At 34.2% G+C, this 22,391-nt stretch carries 28 protein-coding genes; 27 read left to right on the plus strand and 1 reads right to left on the minus strand.

Translation table 11 applies throughout. The annotated features are described in order from the left end of the window. The first annotated feature begins 29 nt into the window (after positions 1–29). The 26 genes from CLOLE_RS03910 to CLOLE_RS04030 all read left to right on the plus strand — a co-directional run bounded on the left by CLOLE_RS03910 (position 30) and on the right by CLOLE_RS04030 (position 20,065). Positions 30–314, plus strand: coding sequence for a hypothetical protein (locus CLOLE_RS03910; RefSeq protein WP_013655770.1), 285 nt, complete (start codon positions 30–32; stop codon positions 312–314). Between the two features lie 28 nt (positions 315–342). Continuing rightward, positions 343–690: an ASCH domain-containing protein gene (locus CLOLE_RS03915; RefSeq protein WP_013655771.1), complete on the plus strand. Its 348-nt coding sequence runs from the start codon at positions 343–345 to the stop codon at positions 688–690. Between the two features lie 11 nt (positions 691–701). After that, complete coding sequence (locus CLOLE_RS03920; protein WP_013655772.1) at positions 702–1,250, plus strand: sigma-70 region 4 type 2; 549 nt, start codon at positions 702–704, stop codon at positions 1,248–1,250. Between the two features lie 193 nt (positions 1,251–1,443). Further along, a complete protein-coding gene (locus tag CLOLE_RS03925; protein WP_041713347.1) occupies positions 1,444–1,746 on the plus strand; it encodes an HNH endonuclease in 303 nt (100 codons plus the stop codon). Positions 1,747–1,823: 77 nt separating this feature from the next. Continuing rightward, positions 1,824–2,219: a P27 family phage terminase small subunit gene (locus CLOLE_RS03930; RefSeq protein WP_013655774.1), complete on the plus strand. Its 396-nt coding sequence runs from the start codon at positions 1,824–1,826 to the stop codon at positions 2,217–2,219. After that, complete coding sequence (locus CLOLE_RS03935) at positions 2,200–3,930, plus strand: terminase large subunit (protein ID WP_013655775.1); 1,731 nt, start codon at positions 2,200–2,202, stop codon at positions 3,928–3,930. The genes CLOLE_RS03930 and CLOLE_RS03935 overlap by 20 nt, the downstream gene beginning before the upstream one ends. A gap of 3 nt (positions 3,931–3,933) precedes the next feature. Beyond that, positions 3,934–5,139, plus strand: coding sequence for a phage portal protein (locus CLOLE_RS03940; protein ID WP_013655776.1), 1,206 nt, complete (start codon positions 3,934–3,936; stop codon positions 5,137–5,139). After that, a complete protein-coding gene (locus CLOLE_RS03945) occupies positions 5,132–5,722 on the plus strand; it encodes an HK97 family phage prohead protease (RefSeq protein ID WP_013655777.1) in 591 nt (196 codons plus the stop codon). Before CLOLE_RS03940 ends, CLOLE_RS03945 begins: the two co-directional genes overlap by 8 nt. Continuing rightward, positions 5,704–7,107, plus strand: a complete 1,404-nt coding sequence (locus tag CLOLE_RS03950; protein WP_013655778.1) for a phage major capsid protein — start codon at positions 5,704–5,706, stop codon at positions 7,105–7,107. The genes CLOLE_RS03945 and CLOLE_RS03950 overlap by 19 nt, the downstream gene beginning before the upstream one ends. 135 nt (positions 7,108–7,242) lie before the next feature. Continuing rightward, the gene (locus CLOLE_RS03955; RefSeq protein ID WP_013655779.1) at positions 7,243–7,518 is read left to right on the plus strand and encodes a hypothetical protein; all 276 of its coding nucleotides are present in this window, start codon (positions 7,243–7,245) and stop codon (positions 7,516–7,518) included. Beyond that, positions 7,508–7,813, plus strand: a complete 306-nt coding sequence (locus CLOLE_RS03960) for a phage head closure protein (RefSeq protein WP_013655780.1) — start codon at positions 7,508–7,510, stop codon at positions 7,811–7,813. The genes CLOLE_RS03955 and CLOLE_RS03960 overlap by 11 nt, the downstream gene beginning before the upstream one ends. Further along, complete coding sequence (locus CLOLE_RS03965; RefSeq protein ID WP_013655781.1) at positions 7,800–8,237, plus strand: hypothetical protein; 438 nt, start codon at positions 7,800–7,802, stop codon at positions 8,235–8,237. The genes CLOLE_RS03960 and CLOLE_RS03965 overlap by 14 nt, the downstream gene beginning before the upstream one ends. Then, positions 8,234–8,614 carry a hypothetical protein gene (locus tag CLOLE_RS03970; protein ID WP_013655782.1) on the plus strand — a complete coding sequence of 127 codons (381 nt, stop codon included), beginning with the start codon at positions 8,234–8,236 and terminating at the stop codon, positions 8,612–8,614. The genes CLOLE_RS03965 and CLOLE_RS03970 overlap by 4 nt, the downstream gene beginning before the upstream one ends. Before the next feature lie 6 nt (positions 8,615–8,620). Further along, the gene (locus tag CLOLE_RS03975; protein WP_013655783.1) at positions 8,621–9,232 is read left to right on the plus strand and encodes a hypothetical protein; all 612 of its coding nucleotides are present in this window, start codon (positions 8,621–8,623) and stop codon (positions 9,230–9,232) included. Continuing rightward, on the plus strand, positions 9,232–9,573 hold the full coding sequence (locus tag CLOLE_RS03980; protein ID WP_013655784.1) for a hypothetical protein: 342 nt from the start codon (positions 9,232–9,234) through the stop codon (positions 9,571–9,573). Before CLOLE_RS03975 ends, CLOLE_RS03980 begins: the two co-directional genes overlap by 1 nt. 11 nt (positions 9,574–9,584) lie before the next feature. Further along, positions 9,585–9,830 carry a hypothetical protein gene (locus CLOLE_RS03985; protein WP_162145063.1) on the plus strand — a complete coding sequence of 82 codons (246 nt, stop codon included), beginning with the start codon at positions 9,585–9,587 and terminating at the stop codon, positions 9,828–9,830. Positions 9,831–9,848: 18 nt separating this feature from the next. Continuing rightward, on the plus strand, positions 9,849–12,011 hold the full coding sequence (locus tag CLOLE_RS03990; protein WP_013655786.1) for a phage tail protein: 2,163 nt from the start codon (positions 9,849–9,851) through the stop codon (positions 12,009–12,011). 14 nt (positions 12,012–12,025) lie between these two features. Then, positions 12,026–14,584, plus strand: coding sequence for a hypothetical protein (locus CLOLE_RS03995; protein WP_013655787.1), 2,559 nt, complete (start codon positions 12,026–12,028; stop codon positions 14,582–14,584). A gap of 10 nt (positions 14,585–14,594) precedes the next feature. Continuing rightward, the gene (locus tag CLOLE_RS04000; RefSeq protein ID WP_013655788.1) at positions 14,595–15,620 is read left to right on the plus strand and encodes a hypothetical protein; all 1,026 of its coding nucleotides are present in this window, start codon (positions 14,595–14,597) and stop codon (positions 15,618–15,620) included. Beyond that, a complete protein-coding gene (locus CLOLE_RS04005) occupies positions 15,614–15,793 on the plus strand; it encodes a hypothetical protein (protein ID WP_013655789.1) in 180 nt (59 codons plus the stop codon). The genes CLOLE_RS04000 and CLOLE_RS04005 overlap by 7 nt, the downstream gene beginning before the upstream one ends. Next, positions 15,793–16,929: a collagen-like domain-containing protein gene (locus CLOLE_RS23780; RefSeq protein ID WP_013655790.1), complete on the plus strand. Its 1,137-nt coding sequence runs from the start codon at positions 15,793–15,795 to the stop codon at positions 16,927–16,929. The genes CLOLE_RS04005 and CLOLE_RS23780 overlap by 1 nt, the downstream gene beginning before the upstream one ends. Positions 16,930–16,956: 27 nt before the next feature. After that, positions 16,957–17,262 carry a hypothetical protein gene (locus tag CLOLE_RS04015; RefSeq protein WP_013655791.1) on the plus strand — a complete coding sequence of 102 codons (306 nt, stop codon included), beginning with the start codon at positions 16,957–16,959 and terminating at the stop codon, positions 17,260–17,262. A gap of 19 nt (positions 17,263–17,281) precedes the next feature. Beyond that, a complete protein-coding gene (locus CLOLE_RS23325) occupies positions 17,282–17,422 on the plus strand; it encodes a hypothetical protein (protein WP_013655792.1) in 141 nt (46 codons plus the stop codon). A gap of 13 nt (positions 17,423–17,435) precedes the next feature. Continuing rightward, complete coding sequence (locus tag CLOLE_RS04020; protein ID WP_013655793.1) at positions 17,436–17,897, plus strand: phage holin family protein; 462 nt, start codon at positions 17,436–17,438, stop codon at positions 17,895–17,897. Beyond that, positions 17,869–18,633, plus strand: coding sequence for a peptidoglycan recognition protein family protein (locus CLOLE_RS04025; RefSeq protein ID WP_013655794.1), 765 nt, complete (start codon positions 17,869–17,871; stop codon positions 18,631–18,633). The genes CLOLE_RS04020 and CLOLE_RS04025 overlap by 29 nt, the downstream gene beginning before the upstream one ends. Before the next feature lie 421 nt (positions 18,634–19,054). Next, positions 19,055–20,065, plus strand: coding sequence for a hypothetical protein (locus tag CLOLE_RS04030; protein WP_013655795.1), 1,011 nt, complete (start codon positions 19,055–19,057; stop codon positions 20,063–20,065). Positions 20,066–20,396: 331 nt separating this feature from the next. On the opposite strand, the gene CLOLE_RS21580 is transcribed toward CLOLE_RS04030, so the two are convergent. Continuing rightward, positions 20,397–21,140: a zinc ribbon domain-containing protein gene (locus CLOLE_RS21580; RefSeq protein ID WP_013655796.1), complete on the minus strand. Its 744-nt coding sequence runs from the start codon at positions 21,138–21,140 to the stop codon at positions 20,397–20,399. Positions 21,141–21,339: 199 nt separating this feature from the next. Between CLOLE_RS21580 and CLOLE_RS04045 the strand changes: the two genes are divergently transcribed. Then, positions 21,340–22,335 (plus strand): LacI family DNA-binding transcriptional regulator, encoded by a 996-nt coding sequence (locus CLOLE_RS04045; RefSeq protein ID WP_041713362.1) that lies wholly within the window; start codon positions 21,340–21,342, stop codon positions 22,333–22,335. Positions 22,336–22,391 lie beyond the last annotated feature (56 nt).

Consider the following 22,391-nt stretch of genomic DNA (forward strand, 5'->3'; position numbering starts at 1 on the left):
CAAAATTGATAAAGACATAGGAGGTATATATGACAAATGAACAGCTTGAACAAGCTAATGAAATAAAGAAAGAAATTATTACTTTAGAAGCAGAAGTTGAACAAATGATTGTACACAAAGAATCATTTATATTAAGACAGCTTAGAAAGGTTATTGATTTGCCAAGTAAGAAAACACACTACAACTTATATTGTACTAATAATCTAGACTGCATCGGAAGTACAGTTGTTTTAAGAGAAGATGAAGTGGAAATGTTGACGAACTATAAAAAACAGAGGATTGAACAGCTAAGTAAGCAGCTTGAAAGCATTTAAATAAATCTAAGAATAAGGGGTGAAGTAGATGGATGGATTAATTATTAAAACACCTTATATTGACTGGATACTAAAAGGAGAAAAGACAATAGAGTTAAGGGGATTTAATACTAGGAAGAGAGGAAAGATTGCATTAATAGAAAGTGGGACAGGTTGTGTAGTAGGGACAGTAGAGATAACAAATGCTTTTGAGATAGCTACTAAATCACAATATGAAAAGCTTAGACTAAGACATTGTGTAGGAGCAGAAAGAAAGGATATTAGATATAAGAGGCTATGGGCATGGGAACTTGAAAAGCCAGAAATGTTTGAAGAACCTATACCATATGAGCAACAGAAAGGACAGCAAGTATGGGTTAAGAATGCACTAAGATAGGAGGAGGCTACATGGGAGAAGATGCAGCAGCATTAATTAACAAACGGTTAGATGAAATGGAAAAGAAAATAATAGCAGTAGTTAAACAAGAACTTACTAAAGAGAAAATAGAAGTCAAGAGATATAATAAGAAACTACATAACTCAAAGCTATTACTTAGGAACTACAAGAGATTTCAAACACATTGTACAGAATCACAGTTCACAGCTACTCAACTAATAGATAGTGAACTAATAGAAATGATAAAGGATGCAGACAATATAGATGATAATAATATCTATATTGAAAGTATCTTAAGGACAAAAGAAAGAACAGCCATCATGTTAAATCATATTAAGCGTGTATTAGATTTCTATATGTATACAGCAGAAAGCAGTGATCAAGAGCCGTACAGAAGAAGAGCAAAGGTAATCAAGTATAAATATATTGATGGAAAAGGAAATGAAGAGATAGCAGCAAGATTAAATATACATACACGAACAGTTGATAAAGATATAGATAAGGCAATAGCAGAAATAAGCCCCTTACTATTTGGTATTGATGGGATAAAGCTAGAGTAGACAATGGGCGAAAAGTGGGCAATTGCAGGGCATATTATAAAAGTAGTATGATAAAGTTGTAAAATTAAATGGTGAATCAAATCTAGCTATATTGAAGAAGGAAAGCTAGGAGTATTAAAAATTTAACATGATTACATTACACAAAAAGAAGGAAGCTAAGTTGATAGCTTCCTTCTTTTTATTTGGAGGACATATGAACAGAAGCGAACCTAAAAGATATAAGACCAGAAGGTGGCAGTTAAAGAGAGAAAAAATCCTAAGAAGAGATAAGTACATGTGCCAGTTAAGTAAGAGATATGGAAAGAGAGTAGATGCAACAATAGTTCATCATATCTATCCTATTGAAGAGTATCCAGAGTACAAATGGTCCGACTGGAATCTCATATCATTGTGTGAAGCAGAGCATAACAAGATGCATGATAGAGTGACAAAGAAACTGACAGCAGCAGGTGAAGAGCTGATGAGAAGAACAATCCCCCCACTAAAAAATAATTAATCTAAAAACATTAGGGACCGATGGGGGGGAACATTTCCAATAGAACGCAAAATTTGAAAAAGGGGGGTAAGGCAAAAATGGCAATGACAGAAGATGAAAAAAAGATAAAGAAGATAGTTAAAAAGACTATTGCAGATCTAGAAGAAATTGCGATTTATAAACCCCAATTCAATAGCACAATTCAACTTTATGCTGAAACAAAATACCAATATGACATATTGATGAAGCAGTTCTATGAGAGTGGATGCAAGGTGACAGAAGAATATACAAACAAGGCAGGATTTACAAACGTAAGAAAGACAGCCATATATCTAGCACTTGAAACACTAAGAAGGGACATAATCAATCATGAGAATATATTGGGACTAACTCCGGCAGGCTTAAGAAAAATAAATGAAGCAGAACTAAAAGGTAAAAAGAAAAAGAGTAGGTTAATAGAGGCATTGAAGAGCATTGAGCAAAACACTTCATAAAAACTACGAAGAGGTAATAACATACGCAAAGAATGTTGTTACTAGAAAGAAAATAGCCTGCAAGGAATTAGTACAAGCCTGCAATAGATTTTTTGATGATTTAGAGAATGAAAAATACGATTTTAACCCAAGGGATGCAGAGTTTTGTATACAGATTATAGAATGTACTTTTGTTCATAACAAGGGCGAGAGTTTAGATGGTAAACCATTGCAAGGTAAACATTTTTTATTAGAACCTTGGGAGAAATTTATTATTTATAACCTAGTAGGATTCTTTCTAAAAGGGACAACTATAAGAAGATTTAAGGAAGCATTCATATTTATTCCTCGTAAGAATGGGAAGACAAGTTTTATTGCAGCATTGGCATGGTCACTTGCTTTATTGCAAAGGCGAGCAGGTTCAAGTATCTACATAACAAGCGCAGCATTAGATCAATCATTGCAAAGTTGGAAGTTTATCCACTACAACATTAAGGAAATGGAAGAAGAGGACAGCTTTAGAATACTAGATAATAACCAAGAACATTCGATATCTGGAGAGTTTGAGGATGGAAGCTTATTTATAAAGGCATTAGCAGCAAATCCAGACAGACAAGATTCTCTAAATTGTAATGTTGGGATAGCAGATGAGATACATGCTTATAAGAAAGCGAAGCAGTACAACATCATTAAAGAGGCTATGAAGGCATATACAAACAAATTAATGATAGGCATAACAACGGCAGGGGATAACATGGCAAGTTTCTGTTATAACAAGTTGCAATATTGCCTAAAGATTTTAAGTAAGACTATTACAGATGAATCCTATTTTGTTTTTGTTTGTAGAGCAGAGCAACATGAAAATGGGGATGTGGACTTTACTGATCCAGTACAGCATGAGAAGGCAAATCCAAACTATGGAATAACTATAAGGCCATCAGATATGATGGATGAGGCATTGCAAGCGCTTAATGATCCACAACAGCGCAAGGATTTCTTAGCAAAGTCACTAAATATTTACACATCAGCATTAAAAGCATATTTCAACATTGATGAGTTTAGGGAAAGTGACAAACAGTATGACTGGACAATCGAAGAACTTGCAAAATTGCCTATAACTTGGTATGGGGGCGCAGACCTTTCTAAGCTACATGACTTAACGGCAGCAGCAATATATGGCACTTATACAGTAGATGGTAAAGATATTGATATTTGTATATCTCATGCATGGTTTCCAGTTACCCAAGCACACAAGAAAGCAGATGAGGATGCAATACCTCTATTTGGTTGGAAGGATGATGGTTGGCTTGATATGTGTAACACACCAACCGTTAACTATGCAGACATAGTCAATTGGTTTATAAAGATGAAGAAAATGGGATTCAAGATAAAGCAAGTAGGCCATGATAGAAAGTTTTGCAGAGAATACTTTATCTTGATGAAGAAAAAAGGATTTAACATTATAGACCAACCACAGTACTTTTATAAAAAGTCAGAAGGCTTTAGACATATAGAGCAGAAAGCAAAAAACAAAGAGTTTTATTACTTGCACTCACAAGCGTATGAGTATTGCGTGGAAAATGTAAGTGCTGTAGAGAAGACAGATGATATGATCCAGTACGAAAAGGTAATGCCGACACAGCGTATTGATATATTTGACGCTTCTGTATTTGCTTGTGTAAGAAAATTAGAAGCATTAGATGATGAAAAGAAAATCAATAAATGGTTTTAAGGGGTGAGTATTATTTCTAGGAAGAACAAAAATAAGACGAAGGTAAGAAGCGAACCACAAACGCAAACAAGCACATTAGCGTATTGGTTACAACATGATGATATTTTATGCCCAACAGGGTATAAACCATTGGCAAAAAATGAAGAGGTAATACAATGTGCCAACATTATAGCAGACTTGGTTTCTAGCATGACCATAATGCTTATGCAAAATGGTGAAAATGGGGACACACGTTTAAAGAATGAACTGGCAAGAAAAATGGATGTTAATCCTAATAAGTTAATGGTGAGGAAGAACTTTATTTATAAGATTGTAAAGGACATGCTTTTGACAGGGAACAGTGTGGCAAGGCCATCTTATAAAGAGGGTTATTTAGACAACATCACACTGTTAAAAGCAAGTAGTATATCTTTTTACCAAGTAGGAGAAGAGTACAGAATCCTATATAATGCCACAAGCTTTGCACCAGATGAGGTATTGCACTTTGCATTGGTACCAAACGAGGATGAACCGTTTAGAGGAGAAGGTTATAAAAGTGCCATATTTGAAACGGTAAAGAATTTATTACAGGCAAATGCAACTAAGACAGGATTTTTAAAGAGCAAGTGGAAGCCTAGCATGATTATTAGTATTAATAGTGATATAGAGGATTTACAGGACAAAGAGAAGAGAAAGAGGATTGTAGGTAGTTATACAGATACAACAGAAGCAGGTGAGCCTTGGCTTATACCAACAGGTGAAATAGATGTAAAGACAATACAACCGCTTACTTTGAATGATCTGGCCATACAAGATAGTATTACGCTAGATAAGCGAACAATAGCAGCAGCTTTTCAAATACCTCCATTCATGGTAGGGGTAGGAACTTTTAATAAAGACGAGTACAACAACTTTGTAAGTACTAAGATTATGTCTATTGCAATGATATTGCAGCAGGAGTTAACTAGAAAACTACTCTATAGCAATGACAAGTATTTTAAATTCAACCCTAAATCATTAATGCAGTACAACCTTAGTGAAAAGACAGCATTTGTAAAGGAAATGGTTGGTGGGGGAATGATGAACCGTAATGAAGGTAGAAATGAGTTTGATTATTCACCAGTAGACAACGAGGGCATGAATGAGTTTAACGTGTTAGAGAATTACATACCAGTTTCGGATGTAGGTAAGCAAAAGAAACTTATAAAGGAGGGAAAAGAAGATGAGTAGAACGCAGATCCAAACAAGGAGCCTAAAAAGCGAACTTAAGACAAGAGCGGAGCCGACTAATGATGAAATGACAATAGAAGGTTATTTTGCTGTATGTGGTAAAGAAACAGAATTATGGCAAGGTGCTTATGAAGAAATTGCACAAGGGGCATTTGATAAAACCCTAGGCAATGATATTAGAGCATTAGTAAATCACGACACTACATTGGTACTAGGAAGAAACAAAGCCAATACACTTGAACTTAAAGCCGATAGTCATGGTCTTTGGGGGAGTATCAAAATTAATCCTAAAGATACAGATGCAGTTAACTTATATGAACGTGTTAAGCGTGGAGACGTAACAGCGTGTTCATTTGGATTTAACATTGTATCAGAACAAACGGAGTGGAGAGATGATGGAAGTGTTAAGTGGACAATTACAGAAGTAGATGTACATGAAGTAACTGTATGCACATTCCCTGCCTATGAGGACACAGCAGTACAAGCAAGGCAAAAGGATTATGAATCTCTTAAGGTAAGGGAACTGGAAGCTAAAAAAATGAAATTAAGGGAGGTTGCTAAGAAATGGCGCTCAAACAACTAATGTTAAGTAAAAAAATCGAAGCAAAAAGAACCGTATTAAATGAACTTCAAACAGAATTTACAGCACTTGAAAAACGTGAAACAGAGGCAATAGCAGCAATTGAAGAGGCTTCTACAGAAGAGGAAATGAAAACAGTAGAAGAAGAGGTTGAAGCAGTAGACAAGGCTAAAGAAGAACTTGAAGGGAAAAAGGAAGGCCTTGAAGAAGAGATTAGAGGACTAGAAGCAGAACTTGAAGAAATCAATAAAAAAGGTAGTGAAGAACCGGAGCAGGTAGAAGGGCAACAAAGAAAATTAGATCATGCCAAAGGAGTGGAAGTGAGAATGAGAAACACAGGATTTTTTAAAGGGATTTCAGCAGAGGCAAGAAGTGCATTTTTAAAGAATGATGAAGTAAAAGAGTTTTTGCAACGTGCAAGAGAGTTCAAGGGACAATCAAGAGCAGTATCTGGTGCAGAACTTAATATTCCAGATGTAGCGCTTGAATTATTAAGAGATAATCTACATAGATACAGCAAACTGATTGGTAAAGTAAAGCTTAGACCAGTAGCAGGTAAAGCGAGACAGAACATTGCAGGAACAATTCCAGAAGGTGTATGGATGGAAGCAGTAGGTGCACTTAATGAATTAACCATCAAGTTCAATCAAGTTGAAATGGATGGTTATAAAGTAGGTGGATTTATTCCAGTGCCAAATTCTACCCTAGAAGACAGTGATGTAAACTTGGCAAATGAAATTATGGATGCATTAGGACAAGCAATTGGGTATGCGATAGACAAAGCCATCATCTATGGAACTGGAACAAAGATGCCACTTGGTATTGCAACAAGACTTGCACAAACAGTAGCACCTTCGAACTGGGGAACACATGCACCAACTTGGATTAACTTAAGCACATCAAACATCTTAAAAATTGATGGAAGTACATTGAAAGGGGCAGATTTCTTTTCTGAATTAATCCTAAAGTTAGGAAAGGCAAAAGCAAACTATAGTGATGGTGCTAAGTTCTGGGTAATGAATTCAACAACTAAAGCTTCACTTATGGCAAAAGCAATTGCATTTAATGCAGCAGGAGCAATTGTATCAGCACAAAACAATACTATGCCAATTATTGGTGGAGAAATCATTGAACTTGAATTTATGAAAGATAATGATATTTGTGGTGGTTATGGTTCACTTTATACATTAGCAGAGAGAGCAGGAGCAAGCCTTGCAGTATCAGATCAAGTTAAGTTTATCGAAGACCAAACAGTATTCAAAGGAACAGCACGTTATGATGGAATGCCAGTTATTGGAGAAGGTTTCGTAATGGTTAACTTTAATAATGAGGCACCAACAACATCATTAACATTTGCAGAGGACGTTGCTAACAAAGTGGGGGAGTAGTAACCTACACCCAATCACAGCTAGAAGCTATGACTAAAGCACAACTTTTAGAAGTAGCTGCTAGTGAAGGGATAGAGGGTGTATCAAGTACAAATTTAAAGGCAGATATCATTAGTGCAATATTGGAGGGATAGTATGGAAACAGTATTGCAGCTTTTAAAGTATGACTTAGGTATCTCTAGTGAGGCTAGAGATATCTATTTGAAAGCACTTATAGAAGCTAATCAAAAAGAAATTGAGAAAAAAGGATTTGACTTAAATCTAACAGATGTAGAAGATCAAATGTTATTAGCAGACTACAGCGCATGGAAATACAGAAAGCGTAATGAAGATGTACAACTCGCAAACAACTTAAGGCAAAGAATACAGGACAGAATAGTCAAGGCAAGGGGTGAAAATTATGTGGGATGAACAAATTGAATTAATTAAAGCTAATCAAGAAGATGATGAAGCAGGAGATTATAAGGCAGCAGAGGGACAATCAAGGAAGGTTTTCATTACAAAAAAAGAAATCTCACAGAATGAATTTTATAAAGCGCATTCAGAGGGATTTAAGATTGCTTTGAAGTTTGAAATGAATGCATTTGAGTATGAAAATGAAATGAAAGTTAAGTATGAGGGCATTGCATACAATGTGATTAGGACATTCCAAAAGGATGAACTAATTGAAATAACAGTAGGGAGTGAGACGCATGGCACTACCTAGAGCAGTAACAATTCGTAGGGATAGCGTAGAGTATACGAATAATGTAGAGGCTGTACAGTACACCATAAATGAACTTGTAAGAGCAGCATTAAGGGATTGTGGTAAGTTGTTTTGTAATAGGTTTAGACAAGCATACTATGGAGCATTCAAACGCAAAAAAGGAAATGTAGGTAGATTCACACAGTATTGGGTTAGAAGCAAACAAGAAACACCAGATTTACTTGTTGGGATTAAGCCGAACGCTTTCTATGGTGGGATGCAAGAGTTTGGAAGTAGTAAAACAGCTAGGTTAGGATTATTGACAAATACAGCACAAGAAAATATAGATACCATGCAGGAGATTCAAGCGCAGTACTTAAGCGCTATTAACCAAGAGAATCCTACTGTAAGTGATGAAGAATATGAAGGAGGCGCAGACGGATGAGTATACTAGGCAAATTCTCAAGAACAGAGCAGTTAAAAATATCTGTAAAAAGTATTTTGAAGCCATTTTGTGAGAAGGTATATCACAAGAAAGCGCCTCCTAAATGCGCTTGTCCATATGTGACGTATTACTTGAAGCATGCAAAAGAATATCACCAATATGATTACAAGCTAGAAGCACATGTATGGTCAAAAGACGTAAAAGAAGCAGAGACAATAGCGGATCATATTGAGGAGCTAGATAATTGTGTATTCAGCAATGAGTATCATAATTTTGATATAGAACTTCAAGACAGAGGGAACGTGGAAGATGAAGATAAAGAACTAACGCACATAGTTGTATTGTTCAATTTAACTTATTTTGATGTGAGAGGATGATAAAAAGTGGGATTAAAACAAAGAATTACAGGATATACAAAAAAGACAATGGAGAATAGGCAAACAGGAGCAGGGGCGTATTTCAAAGGATATAATGTGGAAACAGATACGTTCGAAAAAGCGGTAGCAGCAGGTAAGCTTCTTGGCGCTACACAAGGGGGAGGAAGTTTTTCGGCTAAACCAACAATTACACCAGTAGAAGTAGATGGAGTCCCAAGTTCTGCAATGGGAATGGAAGAGGTAGATGGTTGGGAAGTTGATATGACAGCAAATATTTTAGAGGTAACAGCAGATAACATCAAGTACGCACTAGGTGCAGCTAATATTGCAAATACAACAGATGGCAAATATCAAAAGATTACAGGTAAAAATACACTTGATCCAGAGGATTATTTAGATAATGTGACATTCTTGGGTACTGTAAGTGGATTTGATGAACCAATTATTATTCAAATCTATAATGCTTTGGCAGTAGATGGGTTAAATATCAACCCACAAGACAAGAAAAGCACAATACTTACTACAAAATTCAAAGCACATTCAGCAGTTGACAATTTAGATGAAGCACCATTTGCAATTTTTGTTCCAATCAAACAAGAAAGTGAGAGTGAAGCATAATGAAAAAACTTAACGGTAAACACGTTTTTCAAATGGCTAAAATTATTAAAGAAGCTAATCTAAAAGATGAATTAGGAGATATTATTAGAAAATATCAGAAATCGGATAAGGAAGGGCAAGAGATAGATATAGAAGGTGCAGGAGTAGATGCAATTATGACAGTAGTTGCTTGTTGTGGTGATGATAGAGTAGAGCAAAGAATTTATGATTTGCTAGATGATGTATTTGGAAAGAAGTTTGCAGAAATGGAACTTGATGAGATTGCAGAGAGCTTCAAAGAGTTAGCACAGAAAAATAATTTGTTATCTTTTTTCAAGTCAGCAGGTCTATTGAAGCAGTAGCGCTTCAAGACTTGCTTTTTAAAAGGTACGGTGGAGCAAGTGCAGAAGTATTGCAGATGGAGTATGAGGACTTCTTGGAATTGCTTGAATATGCAATGAAGCAAAGTACAGAAGAATGGATAAAAGAACGTTGGGTAAATGGATATCAAAATACATCATTGGATGAATTCAAAGAGGCAATAGGATATAGGAATAATGGCATTATAGAAGAAAAATCAATAAATGATATATTAGGAGATCTTGCAAAACAATTTTAGCAGAGAGGAGGATAAGTTGTGAATATATTCACTTTAATGGGCACCATACTTATAGACAATTCAAATGCAAACGAGTCAATTTCTAAAACAGGAAAAGAGTCAGATGGGTTAGCTAACAAATTAGGAACAGGTTTGAAAAGCGCAGCCGGATTAGCGGTAAAAGGGATAGCTGTGTTAGGGACATCAGCAGTAGCAGCAGGAGCATCATTATTAGGAATGGCAAATAATGCAGCAGAGACAGCAGATAGAGTAGATAAGCTTAGTGCAAAGATTGGCATAAGTAAAACAGCATTTCAAGAATGGGACTACATCATGGGACAAAATGGAATGGATGTTGAGAAATTACAAGTAGGTGTAAAAACGCTAGTCAATCAAATGGACAGTGCTGCAGGAGGAGGAAAAGCAGCACAAGAAGCTTTTCAAAAGTTAGGAGTTACTTGGACGGATGGAAATGGAAAGTTAAAAAGCCAAGAACAGATGCTACAAGAAACTATAACAGCACTTGCAGAAATGGGAGATGGAGCAGAGAGAGCAAAGTTAGCAAGTACATTACTAGGTAAAGCTGGGGTTGAAATGGCACCAATGTTAAATACAGGTGCAGAAGGAATTGAACAACTTAGGCAAAGAGCGCATGATTTAAACTTAGTTATGTCAGATGAAGCAGTAAATGCAGGAGTAGTTTTAGGTGACACAATGGATGATGTAAAAAAATCCTTTGGTGCAATCATGACAAGAATAGGTGTTGAGGTAATGCCAGTTATTCAAAAGCTTTTAGATTTAGTGATTAACAATATGCCTGTAATTCAATCAATGATTATGCCAGTATTTGAGTTCCTAAAGCAATTTTTTAGTGTATCAGTTGAGTTAATAGGCAATTTAGTCTCTTCATTGAAAGACACATTAGTTCCAGCATTTCAAACTATATACGATTTTATAATTACGAATTGGCCGACAATACAAGCGACGTTTGAAGCAGTATTTGGAGCAATAGGAGCCATATTACAGCCTATAGTAGAGAACTTTAATGAGTTGGTACCCATATTAGCAGGAGTATTGGCAGGAATGATAGCATTTGAAGTTATAAGTGGAATAAGTGCATTATGGACAGCATTTACAACAGCAATAACAGCAGCACAGACAGCTATAACAGCAGCAGGAGGAGCGCAAGCATTTCTAAATGGAGTATTGGCAGCTAATCCTATTGGACTTGTATGTGCAGCAATAGCAGCATTAGTGGCAGCACTTATATATTTATATAACAACAATGAAGAAGTAAGAAGGGCTATAGATGAGGCTTGGAAAGCTATACAAGAGTGTTTTCAAGTTGCATTAGATTTCATAATGAGCCTAATTAATAGTTTTGTAGAGGCATTTAAGCAGTTTTGGCAAGAGTACGGTGACAACATAATGGCAGTCGCACAAGCTATATGGGACTACATAGCAAAGATATTTAAAACAGCCTTTGATGCAATAAAAGATGTATTTAATATATTTGCAAAAGCTTTTAAGGGAGATTGGGAAGGTGTTTGGGAAGGTGTGAAAACATTTGTTACTAATCTTTGGAACAACTTAAAAGAGGTATTCAAAGCGTGGCTGAATGTTCTTGTATCATTTGTTACTAATATAGGGCCAATATTAAAAGATGCAGCAGTAGGAGCCTTTAACTTACTATGGGATGGTGCAAAGGCAGTATGGGAAACACTTAAAACTTGGTTTTCTGATATGTTAGATGGAATTGTATCAACCATAACAGGCATTGGACAAAGTTTATTTGATGCAGGAAAGTCTATCTTCACATACCTTTGGAATGGTATAAAGCAGAAATGGGATGAAATATGTTCGTGGGTAAGTGATAAGGTTAATTGGTTAGCTGATAAGCTTACCTTCTGGGATAATGGTAAAAAGAAAATGGCAGAAGAGTATACAACAGATAGTACAGATGGATCACATTCAGCAGGTTTGAAATATGTACCATTTGATAATTATGTGGCTAATCTTCATGAAGGTGAAATGGTATTAACTAGAACAGAGGCCGAAAGCTATAGAAAGAAAGAAGAGACTACAAGAGAAACAAGCAATAATTCAACAGATACAACCAAAATGGAAGACCTATTGAAACAAGTACTAAATGCTTTAATTACTTTGCCAAAAAGGCAAAAGTTAGAACAAAATATGGCATAGAAAGGAGTATATGAATGTTTACTTATCACTTGAAAGCACGCAGGTTAGATTTAAAAACAGTTGTATGGGATTTAAGTGCACTAGATTTCTTTAATAATGTAACAAATAGGCTTGTATCATATACTCTTGGTGATTCATATGTTTATTGGGATGCTACTATGGGTTACAACGATAGTGTCAAATATGAGTACATAAAATACAGGAATGCAGCAGGTAACATTGTAACAGTAGGGCAAGGCGAAAGTGTTGTAACGTATAACCATACACTTGATGGTCGTGTCGGCCTAGCTACTTTACCAAGTGGATATAATCCTCTTAATTTATTATCTCAAAATAAAAGTGATCCATATTTAGAGATAAGGTTTGCAGACTGGCACGAAATAAGGGAGCAAGAAACGACCTTTAATAATAACTTAGGACAAGGGACACATTTAGAGCTATCTGTAGAATATAAGGAAATAGCTATTAGTAAATTTGAAGTAACCAGGGATCATGCAAATGATAGGTACATGATAAAAATACAAGCTAATTACCTTGAAAAATATACAGTAGAAGTAATAAATGTAAATGAACTAGAAGGCAATAAGACAGCTATTACCTTAACATCTTTAGAAGAAATATCGTATATCCCAGAAAAATACTTTAAAGAAGGTAGCAATATCTTAAATGTTACAGCCTATAACGGAACCAAAACAGCCTTTAGAACGCTTACAATAAGCCACGTTACCCCAACTTTGACTGAGGTTTCAATCGAAAATGAAAATGGATTAATTGACAACATAACAACAGTAACTTGGACAAGCAAGAACCAAGGTAAAGCTGAAATATACAACAATGATAAGTTAATTAAGTCAGTGGGGACAGTTACGGTTGCAGTTTTACCAAAAGGAACACTAAACGTAGGCAAAAATAAAATAGAGGTAAGAGTATATAACGTTGGAGATAGCAATGTTATTAATAGCATTGTTAGTGTGTCAAAGGTTAGTACTATTACACTAGCTAGGATATTACCATCTATAGAAAAAAATAGTTTTTCAATCAATGATACAAATACGGACAACGTTATCACAGCTGCCTGGAAATCTACAAATCAAAGTAGGTTTGGAATTTATCAAGGGGATAGATTAGTTAGCACAGGAGTAAGTGGACAAACAGTAGATATAGCCAGGGGTACATTAAGCATAGGAAGTACTAACCTAAAACTAGTAATTTACTACGATAGTGGCTTTGACACCGTTCAAGTAGAAGAAGTTATAGCAACTGTATTAACCCAAAATACTCCTATAATATACAATCTAGAACCTAGCAACCTTAACATTAATATAGATGAAATTGTCAATGTTACTTTTGCGACAAATGAATTTTGTGATAGTTGGGAACTAACAGCAGCAGGATTAAATACTAAGGGAACTGATGCGAGAAGTGTAAGCTTTGGTAAAGAAGTATTTAAGCAAGGCAAAAACGAAATGACATTAAAAATATTCTATAGTCCTAAGTATAACAATGAGATTCGCACAGCTACTAAGAAGGTAACATTTACAGGTTATGGAACCCCTAAAACTCCTATATTTGATGGTAATGTTTTATATTCCACAGCTACACCACAATTAACATGGGAATCAATAGATCAAGTAGAAATACATTTGCTTATTGTTGAAGCAGAATCAGAAGAGGTTGTTCAAGAAAAGCTAGAATTTACAGAAGATAAGTTTGCCACGTTAGAGACATTAGAGGATGATAAGACATACATTGCTACATTAGCTGTTAAAAATAAGTATGGCCTATGGAGTGAATATGCAAAAAAGGAATTTCAAACAAAATTCAATGACATTATTCTTCCTACATTTGATTTATTTGAAGCTGAAACAAGTGTATTCATAACAATAGGTGGAATACAAGATCCTAATTTTAAGGCTATAAGTATTTACAGAAAGAGTGAAAGAGAAGATGTGTGGACTGAAATAGCTGATGATTGTAATATCGAAGACACTATTAGAGATTATATGTGTCCAGCAAATTTAAAAATAGCTTATAAACTTAGGGTGTACGACAAAAATAATGCCTACAAAGACACAGAAATAAAAACTATATCTATTAGTTTAAGCAGCTACATTTTAACTAATTTAGAGAACGCAGAAGATGTATATATGATTTTTGGTACACCTAGTTATAAGTTTAATGGTGATTTTGTAAGTAAGTTGTATGCAGGGCAAAGAGCTCCTAGGACATTTAAAGGAAAAGTACAATATAAAACAGGAACCTTCAGAACAGCATTAAAAAATGCAGATGCATACAATCTAATAGACTTTATAGAGAATAGTAACGAGTATAATTTATTCTGTTTAAGAGACCAACGAGGAGAAAAATTATATGTAATTGCTAAACTAGAATCACAAGATCCAAAAGGTTTAAAGAGATTGTCTGTAAGTTTTAGCTTTACAGAAGTGAACTTTATAGAGTCAAAGATGTATACAGGAAGTGGATATAAGAAAATTTCATATTTAAACGGAGAATATTACCTAGATGGTTCAGTAGACTTAAGTGGATATGACTTAAGTGTAACGCTAGAGTAGGAGGAGTCATATGCAACAATACAATACGCATTATTTTAAATATTATGCCCTAGACTCAAATATGGCTAACCCTACTGTAGTAAATTGCATAGAAGATGGTGGAACAGTAAGCTATAACAGCTTAGATAGTCTTAAGACAAATGCAAGATTAAAAGTATCATTGGATACAAGTGAGATATTTGATATTAAACGAATAAGAATATGCAGTGTTTTGAATGGCAACGAATTACCTTGTGGTACATTTCTGGTAGCGACTCCAAGTAGTCAATTTAAAAGTGCAGTGCAGAGCATAGATGTAACTTGTTATAGCACCTTATGGCCTGTAAAGGTTGATAAATGCGACACTAGATATTATGTGCCATTAGGTACTAATGCAGTTAATGAAGTAAAACGTATACTAGGAAGGTTTGGGTATCAAGTGATTATCCCAGACAGTGCTAAGACTACTAGCGTTAATCAAGAGTGGGAAATAGGCACTAGTTATCTTGAAATAGTGAACAGCTTGCTTGATAGTATAGGCTACACAAGCTTATATGTAGACGTATATGGCAATTATGTGGCTAAACCTTACATACTTCCAAGCTTAAGGGAAGCAGAAATTATATATGATTCAGATGATATTAATAATATCATTGAGCCTAGTGCTGAGAGTGAACTAGATTTGTTCAATGTCCCCAACAAGTTTATACGCTATGTGAATAGTCCAGAAGTAGACCTTGCAGCAGTATATATAAATTCTCGAGGTATAACAGGTACCGAAGCTACAGGAATAGTAAATGTAGATTCACAAGAGGTTAATGATGCATCAGATTATGACACCTTATATGAGCTATGTAAAAAAGCAGCTGAAGAAGCTACAAGTATTTATCATAAGGTCACTATTTACACTGCAATTAATCCAATTCATTTGTTCCTGAATTGTATACAGCTTAATCATTATCAACTACGAGGGAAGTTTATAGAAACAAGCTGGGATATAGAGCTTAAGACAGGAGGCACTATGACACATAATTTAAGGGAGGTAATAGCGTGCTAAAGTATGCAAAAGTTACAACTCTAAACGAAAACGAATGTAAAGTTACATTTATCGGTGAGACAGTAGAAAGTCAAATGCCATACTATCGATTAGCAACATATACTCCTATTCTGAATGACATTGTCGCAGTTGATGATGTGGCAAAAATCATAATTGGGAAGGTGGTGAAATAGTGAGTGAATTAGTATTTAATGAGGAAATTAAGCAACTTACAGTAGACAATAAGAACTTTGCAGATTTATGGAACGGTGTTCATCAAAAATTACTAGAGAATACCAAGTTTAATAAGAAACAAATTGAAAAACTGTTTAATGATTTAAATGATGTATTAGTACAGTTTGATGGCTACTTAACAGCAGATGAATTATATGCATTATTAGAGAAGGGAATAAAGGGAGATAAAGGAGATCCATTTACATATTTAGATTTTACAGCAGAGCAATTAGAAGCTTTAAAAGGCGAAAAAGGAGATGTAGGAGAACAGGGGCCACAGGGTGAAAAAGGCGAAGATGGGATAACATATACATTCACATTTGAAGATTTAACAGAGGCACAGAAAGAAACCTTAAAAGGAGCACAAGGCCCACAAGGAATACAAGGACCGAAGGGAGAAACAGGAGTTCAAGGCATACAAGGCCCTAAAGGAGATAAAGGAGATAAAGGAGAACAAGGTATACAGGGGCCACAAGGTATACAAGGCCCTAGTGGAGCAACAGCAATTAATGATGCTTCAACAGCAACAAATGCTATATGGAGTGCATATAAAACATATACCGAAATTGAAGGTTTAAAAACTACATCCGTTAATGGAAAAACACAAGTAGCAGTCGCTATTAACGGAAAACTAGGGACAGCATTAACGGTTGCTACTTCATATGCAGATATGGCTTATTATATTAATAGCATGGTTGGTAGTGTTATTGGTGCATTCACCTATTTAACAACTCCCTCAAACTTTCGTTTACACAAAAGTAACACTACCATATCTAATTGTAAACTCCAAGTTGGTACATTGATTTATTGTATGAACACAAGTGGTATAGGTTATATTGATACAAGTATTAGTAATCAAACAGGTGTATTTATGGAAGATGGTTTTATTCTTACCGAATTAGCCGGTTATGACTCTGATTTAATTGCTATACCTTCTAGTCAATTATTTCAATTCAAAGAAACTCTTTCAGCTGGTAACAGTCCGAATAGAAGATATTCTTCTCATTATTTTAGTATATTTAGAGTTGATAGAGCTAATTTTGATGCAACTGCATTTCGTAGTGGCACAACGTTATCATTCTTTGCAGTTGTATAAATAAAAAAATTTACGAGGTGATGTTTTATGGCAAGATTATTAATTTGTAAGGACCAAGAGCAAAAAACTATACTTGTGCAACAGCAATTAGATGAAACTGAAAACATTACTTATTCAATCATAGAGAATCCACCAGAGATAGAGAAAATCGCAGGTAAGGTTGGTAAGTATGCTTTAGATGAAGCAGGTAATATTATTGTTGTTTACGAGAATATTCCAAAAACAGACATTGAACTTTTAAAAGAAGAAAACACACAAATTAAAGAGCAGAATGTAATGCTTAATCAAGCAATTACAGAGTTAAGTTTAGTTGTTTCTACACTTATGTCATAGATGAAAAGGAGATGATTTTGTGATATTTACAAAGAATAGTGCACTAGTAAAAGTATGGGTAGGAAATGTTCAGTCTGGGCTTTATACAAAGGAACAGGTACCTAAAATTTTTAATCTACAAGAGGTAGTTTGGGAAGTTCTAGAAGAAAGTACAAAGTAAAAGGAGAATAGATATGGACAGCATTAACCAGATAAAAATATATTTTATGGCTATTGTAGGGGCGATAGGTGGATTTATTGCACAGCTATTAGGAGGATGGACGACAGATTTGCAAACTTTAGTGGTTTTTATGCTGGTAGACTTTGCCATGGGACTAGCCTTGGCAATATTTTTCAAGAAATCTAATAAGTCTACTACTGGAGCGCTCAACAGTACTAGCGCATGGAAAGGACTATGTAAAAAGGGAATAACCCTACTCATGGTCCTTGTAGCACACAGAATAGATATAACGCTAGGGTTAGAGTATATAAAGACAGCCACTATAATTGCATTTATTGTGGTTGAACTGATTTCTATTATAGAAAATGCAGGGTTGATGGGAATACCAATTCCTAAAGTGTTAGTAAATATTATAGACGTGCTTAAGCAGAAGGCAGGTGAAAGTGATGAACATCAAAGTAAACCCATCGAATAGAAGCAACTACGGAAGTAAAAGGCAATTAAGCTCTATTAAGTACATAGTAATCCACTATACTGGCAATGACGGAGACAGTGACGAAAGTAATTCAAATTACTTTAAAGGTGATAGGGGTGTATCAGCTCACTATTTTATTGATGATGACAGTATAACCCAAACAGTACAAGATGAGTATGTAGCATGGTCAGTAGGAGGAAAGAAATACCCAGACTGCTTACAAACAGGTGGAGGAAAATGGTATGGTAAATGTACAAATGCTAATTCAATAAGCATTGAGTTATGTGATTCAGTAAAAAATGGAAGATATGATTTTACAGAGAATACGCTCAAACAGGCTACAGAACTCACGCTATTACTGATGGACAAGTACAATATTCCTAAAGAGAACGTAATAAGGCACTTTGATGTTACAGGAAAGGTATGTCCTTTACCATTCGTACGAGAGCCTAAACAATGGGAGTCATTTAAGTTAATACTAACTAGGCAGGATGTCGACTTACAAAAAGCAGTAGCTGCTATAGAAAAAAGTGGAATTGCAATCAATGTAACTAGTTGGAATGATGTTAGCAAGATTAATCTTAAGAATGTACCAGCACTACTCATCAAGCTTGGTGGATTAGACAAGCTAGTAAAAGCTGGCATTATATCTAATCATTCAACCTGGGTAAATGGTTCTTATACAGCTGATAATGTAAGAAGTCTTTTAATTAAATATGCAAATAAAATAGCCTAATCTATCAAGGTTAGGCTATTTTATTTTGAAAATTTAAAATAAAATGTTTTTTGCTTGCCTTATTTTATTTGATAGTATAATATTTTTGTATAATATAAATAAATAGAAGAAAAATGAAAGATTTGTTTATAGTGGGCAATATACAAAAAAATTATTGAAAAGCATTATTCAACTCAGAGCTGGTTAAAGAGCTTATAGAGATTTGTAATTTAAAAGACGATTATTTTTGTAGAAATGATGGAGAACTAGTAAAAATACCAGAATGACTAATTAATAGGATAAATAAATTGATTTCTATAATTAATTCGCCAATAGGGAGAAATTGTTTTTACTCATGTGACTTTGGACTAAAGTTTAAAAATTGTTCTAGTAAAAATCGAAATAGATAATCATTGGATTAATTTAAGTTAGGGAGGGTATTATGGGAAAATTATTTATTAAACCTGTGAGTGCTGTTATTATAGCAATACTATTACTAGTGGTGACAGGAAAGACATTATTGCCGGGAGTATTTCATCTAATAAATAGAACAGATGTAGCTATCTATAATATATATGCAACTGATGGAAGATTTGGTGAAGATATATTTTTTTCAAAAGCGATAATAGAAAAAAGTAATTTATTTGAGGAAATAAGTAGTAATTTAGATGAGGATATATCGATTATTAATTCTAAACAAGAGCTAACAAAAGTGCTTTATAATAATAAAGATATTATTGCTAAAATAATTAATAATAACAAAGTATACTCTGAATATTTAAAAGGAAATGAAGTTACAGTAGACGATTTTTTTAATTGGTGCAAAAAAATTTCTGAAATTGATGAAGTAATTGTAGAAGCTGTTCTTTTTATTACATGCTTGATATATGCATTTATTTTTGTGGGATGTTACAAATACAGGAAAAGATTTTATTTGTTTGCGGGGATTATATATGTTATATTCTCACTTTCAGTTTTTTCAAAAGGAATGTCAGATTATCTTTTAGTTCATGCATTTAATTATATATCGTTAATGGAGAACATCACATATAATGAAATGGAAGTTTTAAGAACCACATTTATGTCGGCTTTCAAAGAAAGCATGGTAACTTTTATTATATTTGATACCCTAATTCAATTAATTGAATCAAAAAGAATAGAAAGAAAAAAACAGAATCTAAAGGATTTAATATATTCATTAGATCATATTTTTAATGTTATTAATAATTGCAGAGAGATAGATACAATATATAGACTTAAATTTAGATTTTCTATAGATGAGTTGTTAATTTTGTGCAAAAAAAATAAAGGTTCTTATTATAGGAGATTAGGGAAACAAATAAAAGATGATTTTTTTTGGGATAGTGGACATACATCAGAGGAATATATGCATAAGTTAAAACTAATTAGAGAATATATTTGGAAGTGTGACATAATAGCATTTATGAAGTAAGTATTGATAACAATGGATATGGCAAGTTAAAAAATATAGAAGATTAAAGATAAAGAAAAATATCGTGGACAAAATTTGGACAAAACATGAATAAAACACGTGCAAAAAGTGACATTTAGCACGTGTTTTTATTGCTCTAAAAATGATGTAAGCTATTGATGAGCAAATAAATGTGGTTAAAAATCAGTATCCCCCAACTTGGTGTATTTTTTTTGCTCAAAATTTGAGGTTAGGCTAATTATTAATATAGAAATGAAATACAAAAAAGGTATTGTACATTTATTATAAGTACAATACCTTTTTATTTATTAATCTATATAAGACTAATTAACTATTTTTGAATTTCAACGCCTTGTAATTTTAAATATTGACCTTCAGTAACAGTAATATAAGTATCTCCTGTTGGGGCATCATTTGTTACGATTTCATCAAATACGCCTCTACTTCCAGAAGTTACTTCAATATATCCTATACTAGAAGTGAGCATCACTTTATACTCTCCAGCAGGGATATCTGTTCCTACTTTATACATACCATCTTGATATAATCCATTTTCAGGCACGATACTTGGAGCATCAGCTAAAGCATAAGTTTTACCACCTTGTAATTTTAGATATTCACCATCTTTTACAGTAATATATCGATGGCTGGCAACTGTATCATTAGCAATGATGCTATCGAAGCTACCTGTAGAATCAGAAGTGATTTCCATGTAACCCATAGAATCAGCAATAAACAAGTATTCTCCTGCAGGAAGCTCAGTACCTATTTTATAGGTTCCAGCTTTAATAGCAGGATTTTTATCTTCAGGTTCTGGCGTTAATGCTGGAGTAGTAGTTGCGGTAGTATTCCCTGGAGTAATAGCTGGATTTTCAGTGTTAGGTTTGTTAGTAGTATCTGAAGATGGTGTATCTTCTGTGGTACCAGCTAAAGCTCCAATTATAAGAATAATAACTACATAAAACCACCATTTTTTATAAATAGGTTGTTTATTTTTTGCACCACATTTTGGACAGGTGGTAGCAGATGAAGCCATTTCTGTAGTACAAGTTTTACATTTAATTAATTTACTCATAAATTAGTCTCCTTTAGTTAACATAACAACAGGATTATAATATACAATAAAAGATGAAACAAGAAAAAGTAGACAATTATAGGCATGGTATTAAAAGGAAAAGAGCATAATGCCAAGGAAGTTAAATATATTCTATTGGATAGGTCTTATAAATTACGATATAATCAAAATAAGAGAAAAGGTAAGAGAGGACTATTTTATGAAGGTGACAATTAATGATGTGGCTCGCGAAGTAGGGGTATCAAAAGCAACAGTATCAAGGGTGCTGTCTAATAATGAACGGATTAGTGAAGAAACAAGATTAAAGGTTAAAGAAGTTATTGAACGCTTGGGGTATAAGCCTAATGTGATGGCAAGAAACCTAGCTAGAAATCAAACCAAGACTATAGGTGTTATTTTACCTATGGATGCTAGTGTATCCTTTGGTAATCCTATTTTTACTCAAATGATGCAAGGGATTAGTATGTATGCTCAAGAAAAACATTATTTTCTAATGTATGCCTTTGGAAAGGAAGAAGAAGAGGAGCATAATATAGATGAATTTAGTCAAAATGGTATTGTAGATGGGATTATTATTTTGAAATCAGAGGTAAATGATAAAACAATTAAGAAATTAAGAGAAAGTGGATTTCCTTTTGTAGTTATAGGGCGTCCGGGACGTGAAACATCTGTGCTATGGGTGGATAATGATAACTTTGGAGCTACTTATGAAATAGCAGAAGCGATGATTAAGAAGGGACATAAAAAAATTGCTTTTGTAGGAGCAAAGCAGAAATGGACTGTATCTAAAGATCGTCTTGAAGGTTATAAAAGAGCGCTAGAAGTTCACAACATATCTTATGAAGAAAAGTTGATTTATCATGGAGAAGCCTTTAATGAGCAAACAGGAAAAGAGGCAATGGATTTACTTATAAAAGAATCACCTACAGCCATTATTGCTACGGATGATTTGATAGCAGTAGGCGTAAATGACTATTTAAACAAAATAGGGAGAGAGGTTAAGGCTTTGGTGGGATTTAACAATACGATGTTAGCAGCTTATCAAAAACCAGCTTTAGCGTCTGTAGAAATCTATGGAGAAAGATTGGGGTATGCAGCTGCTAAACTACTAGTAGAACAATTAGAAGGTTATATAAAGGATCATATGCATGCTATTATTGAAACCAAGCTGATAGAACGTGAATCTTTTAATTAATTTAATGAAAACGGTTGCACAAATCGTTTTCTTATGTTAACATAAATAACATAAAA

Source organism: Cellulosilyticum lentocellum DSM 5427 (assembly GCF_000178835.2).
GTDB classification, from domain to species: domain Bacteria; phylum Bacillota; class Clostridia; order Lachnospirales; family Cellulosilyticaceae; genus Cellulosilyticum; species Cellulosilyticum lentocellum.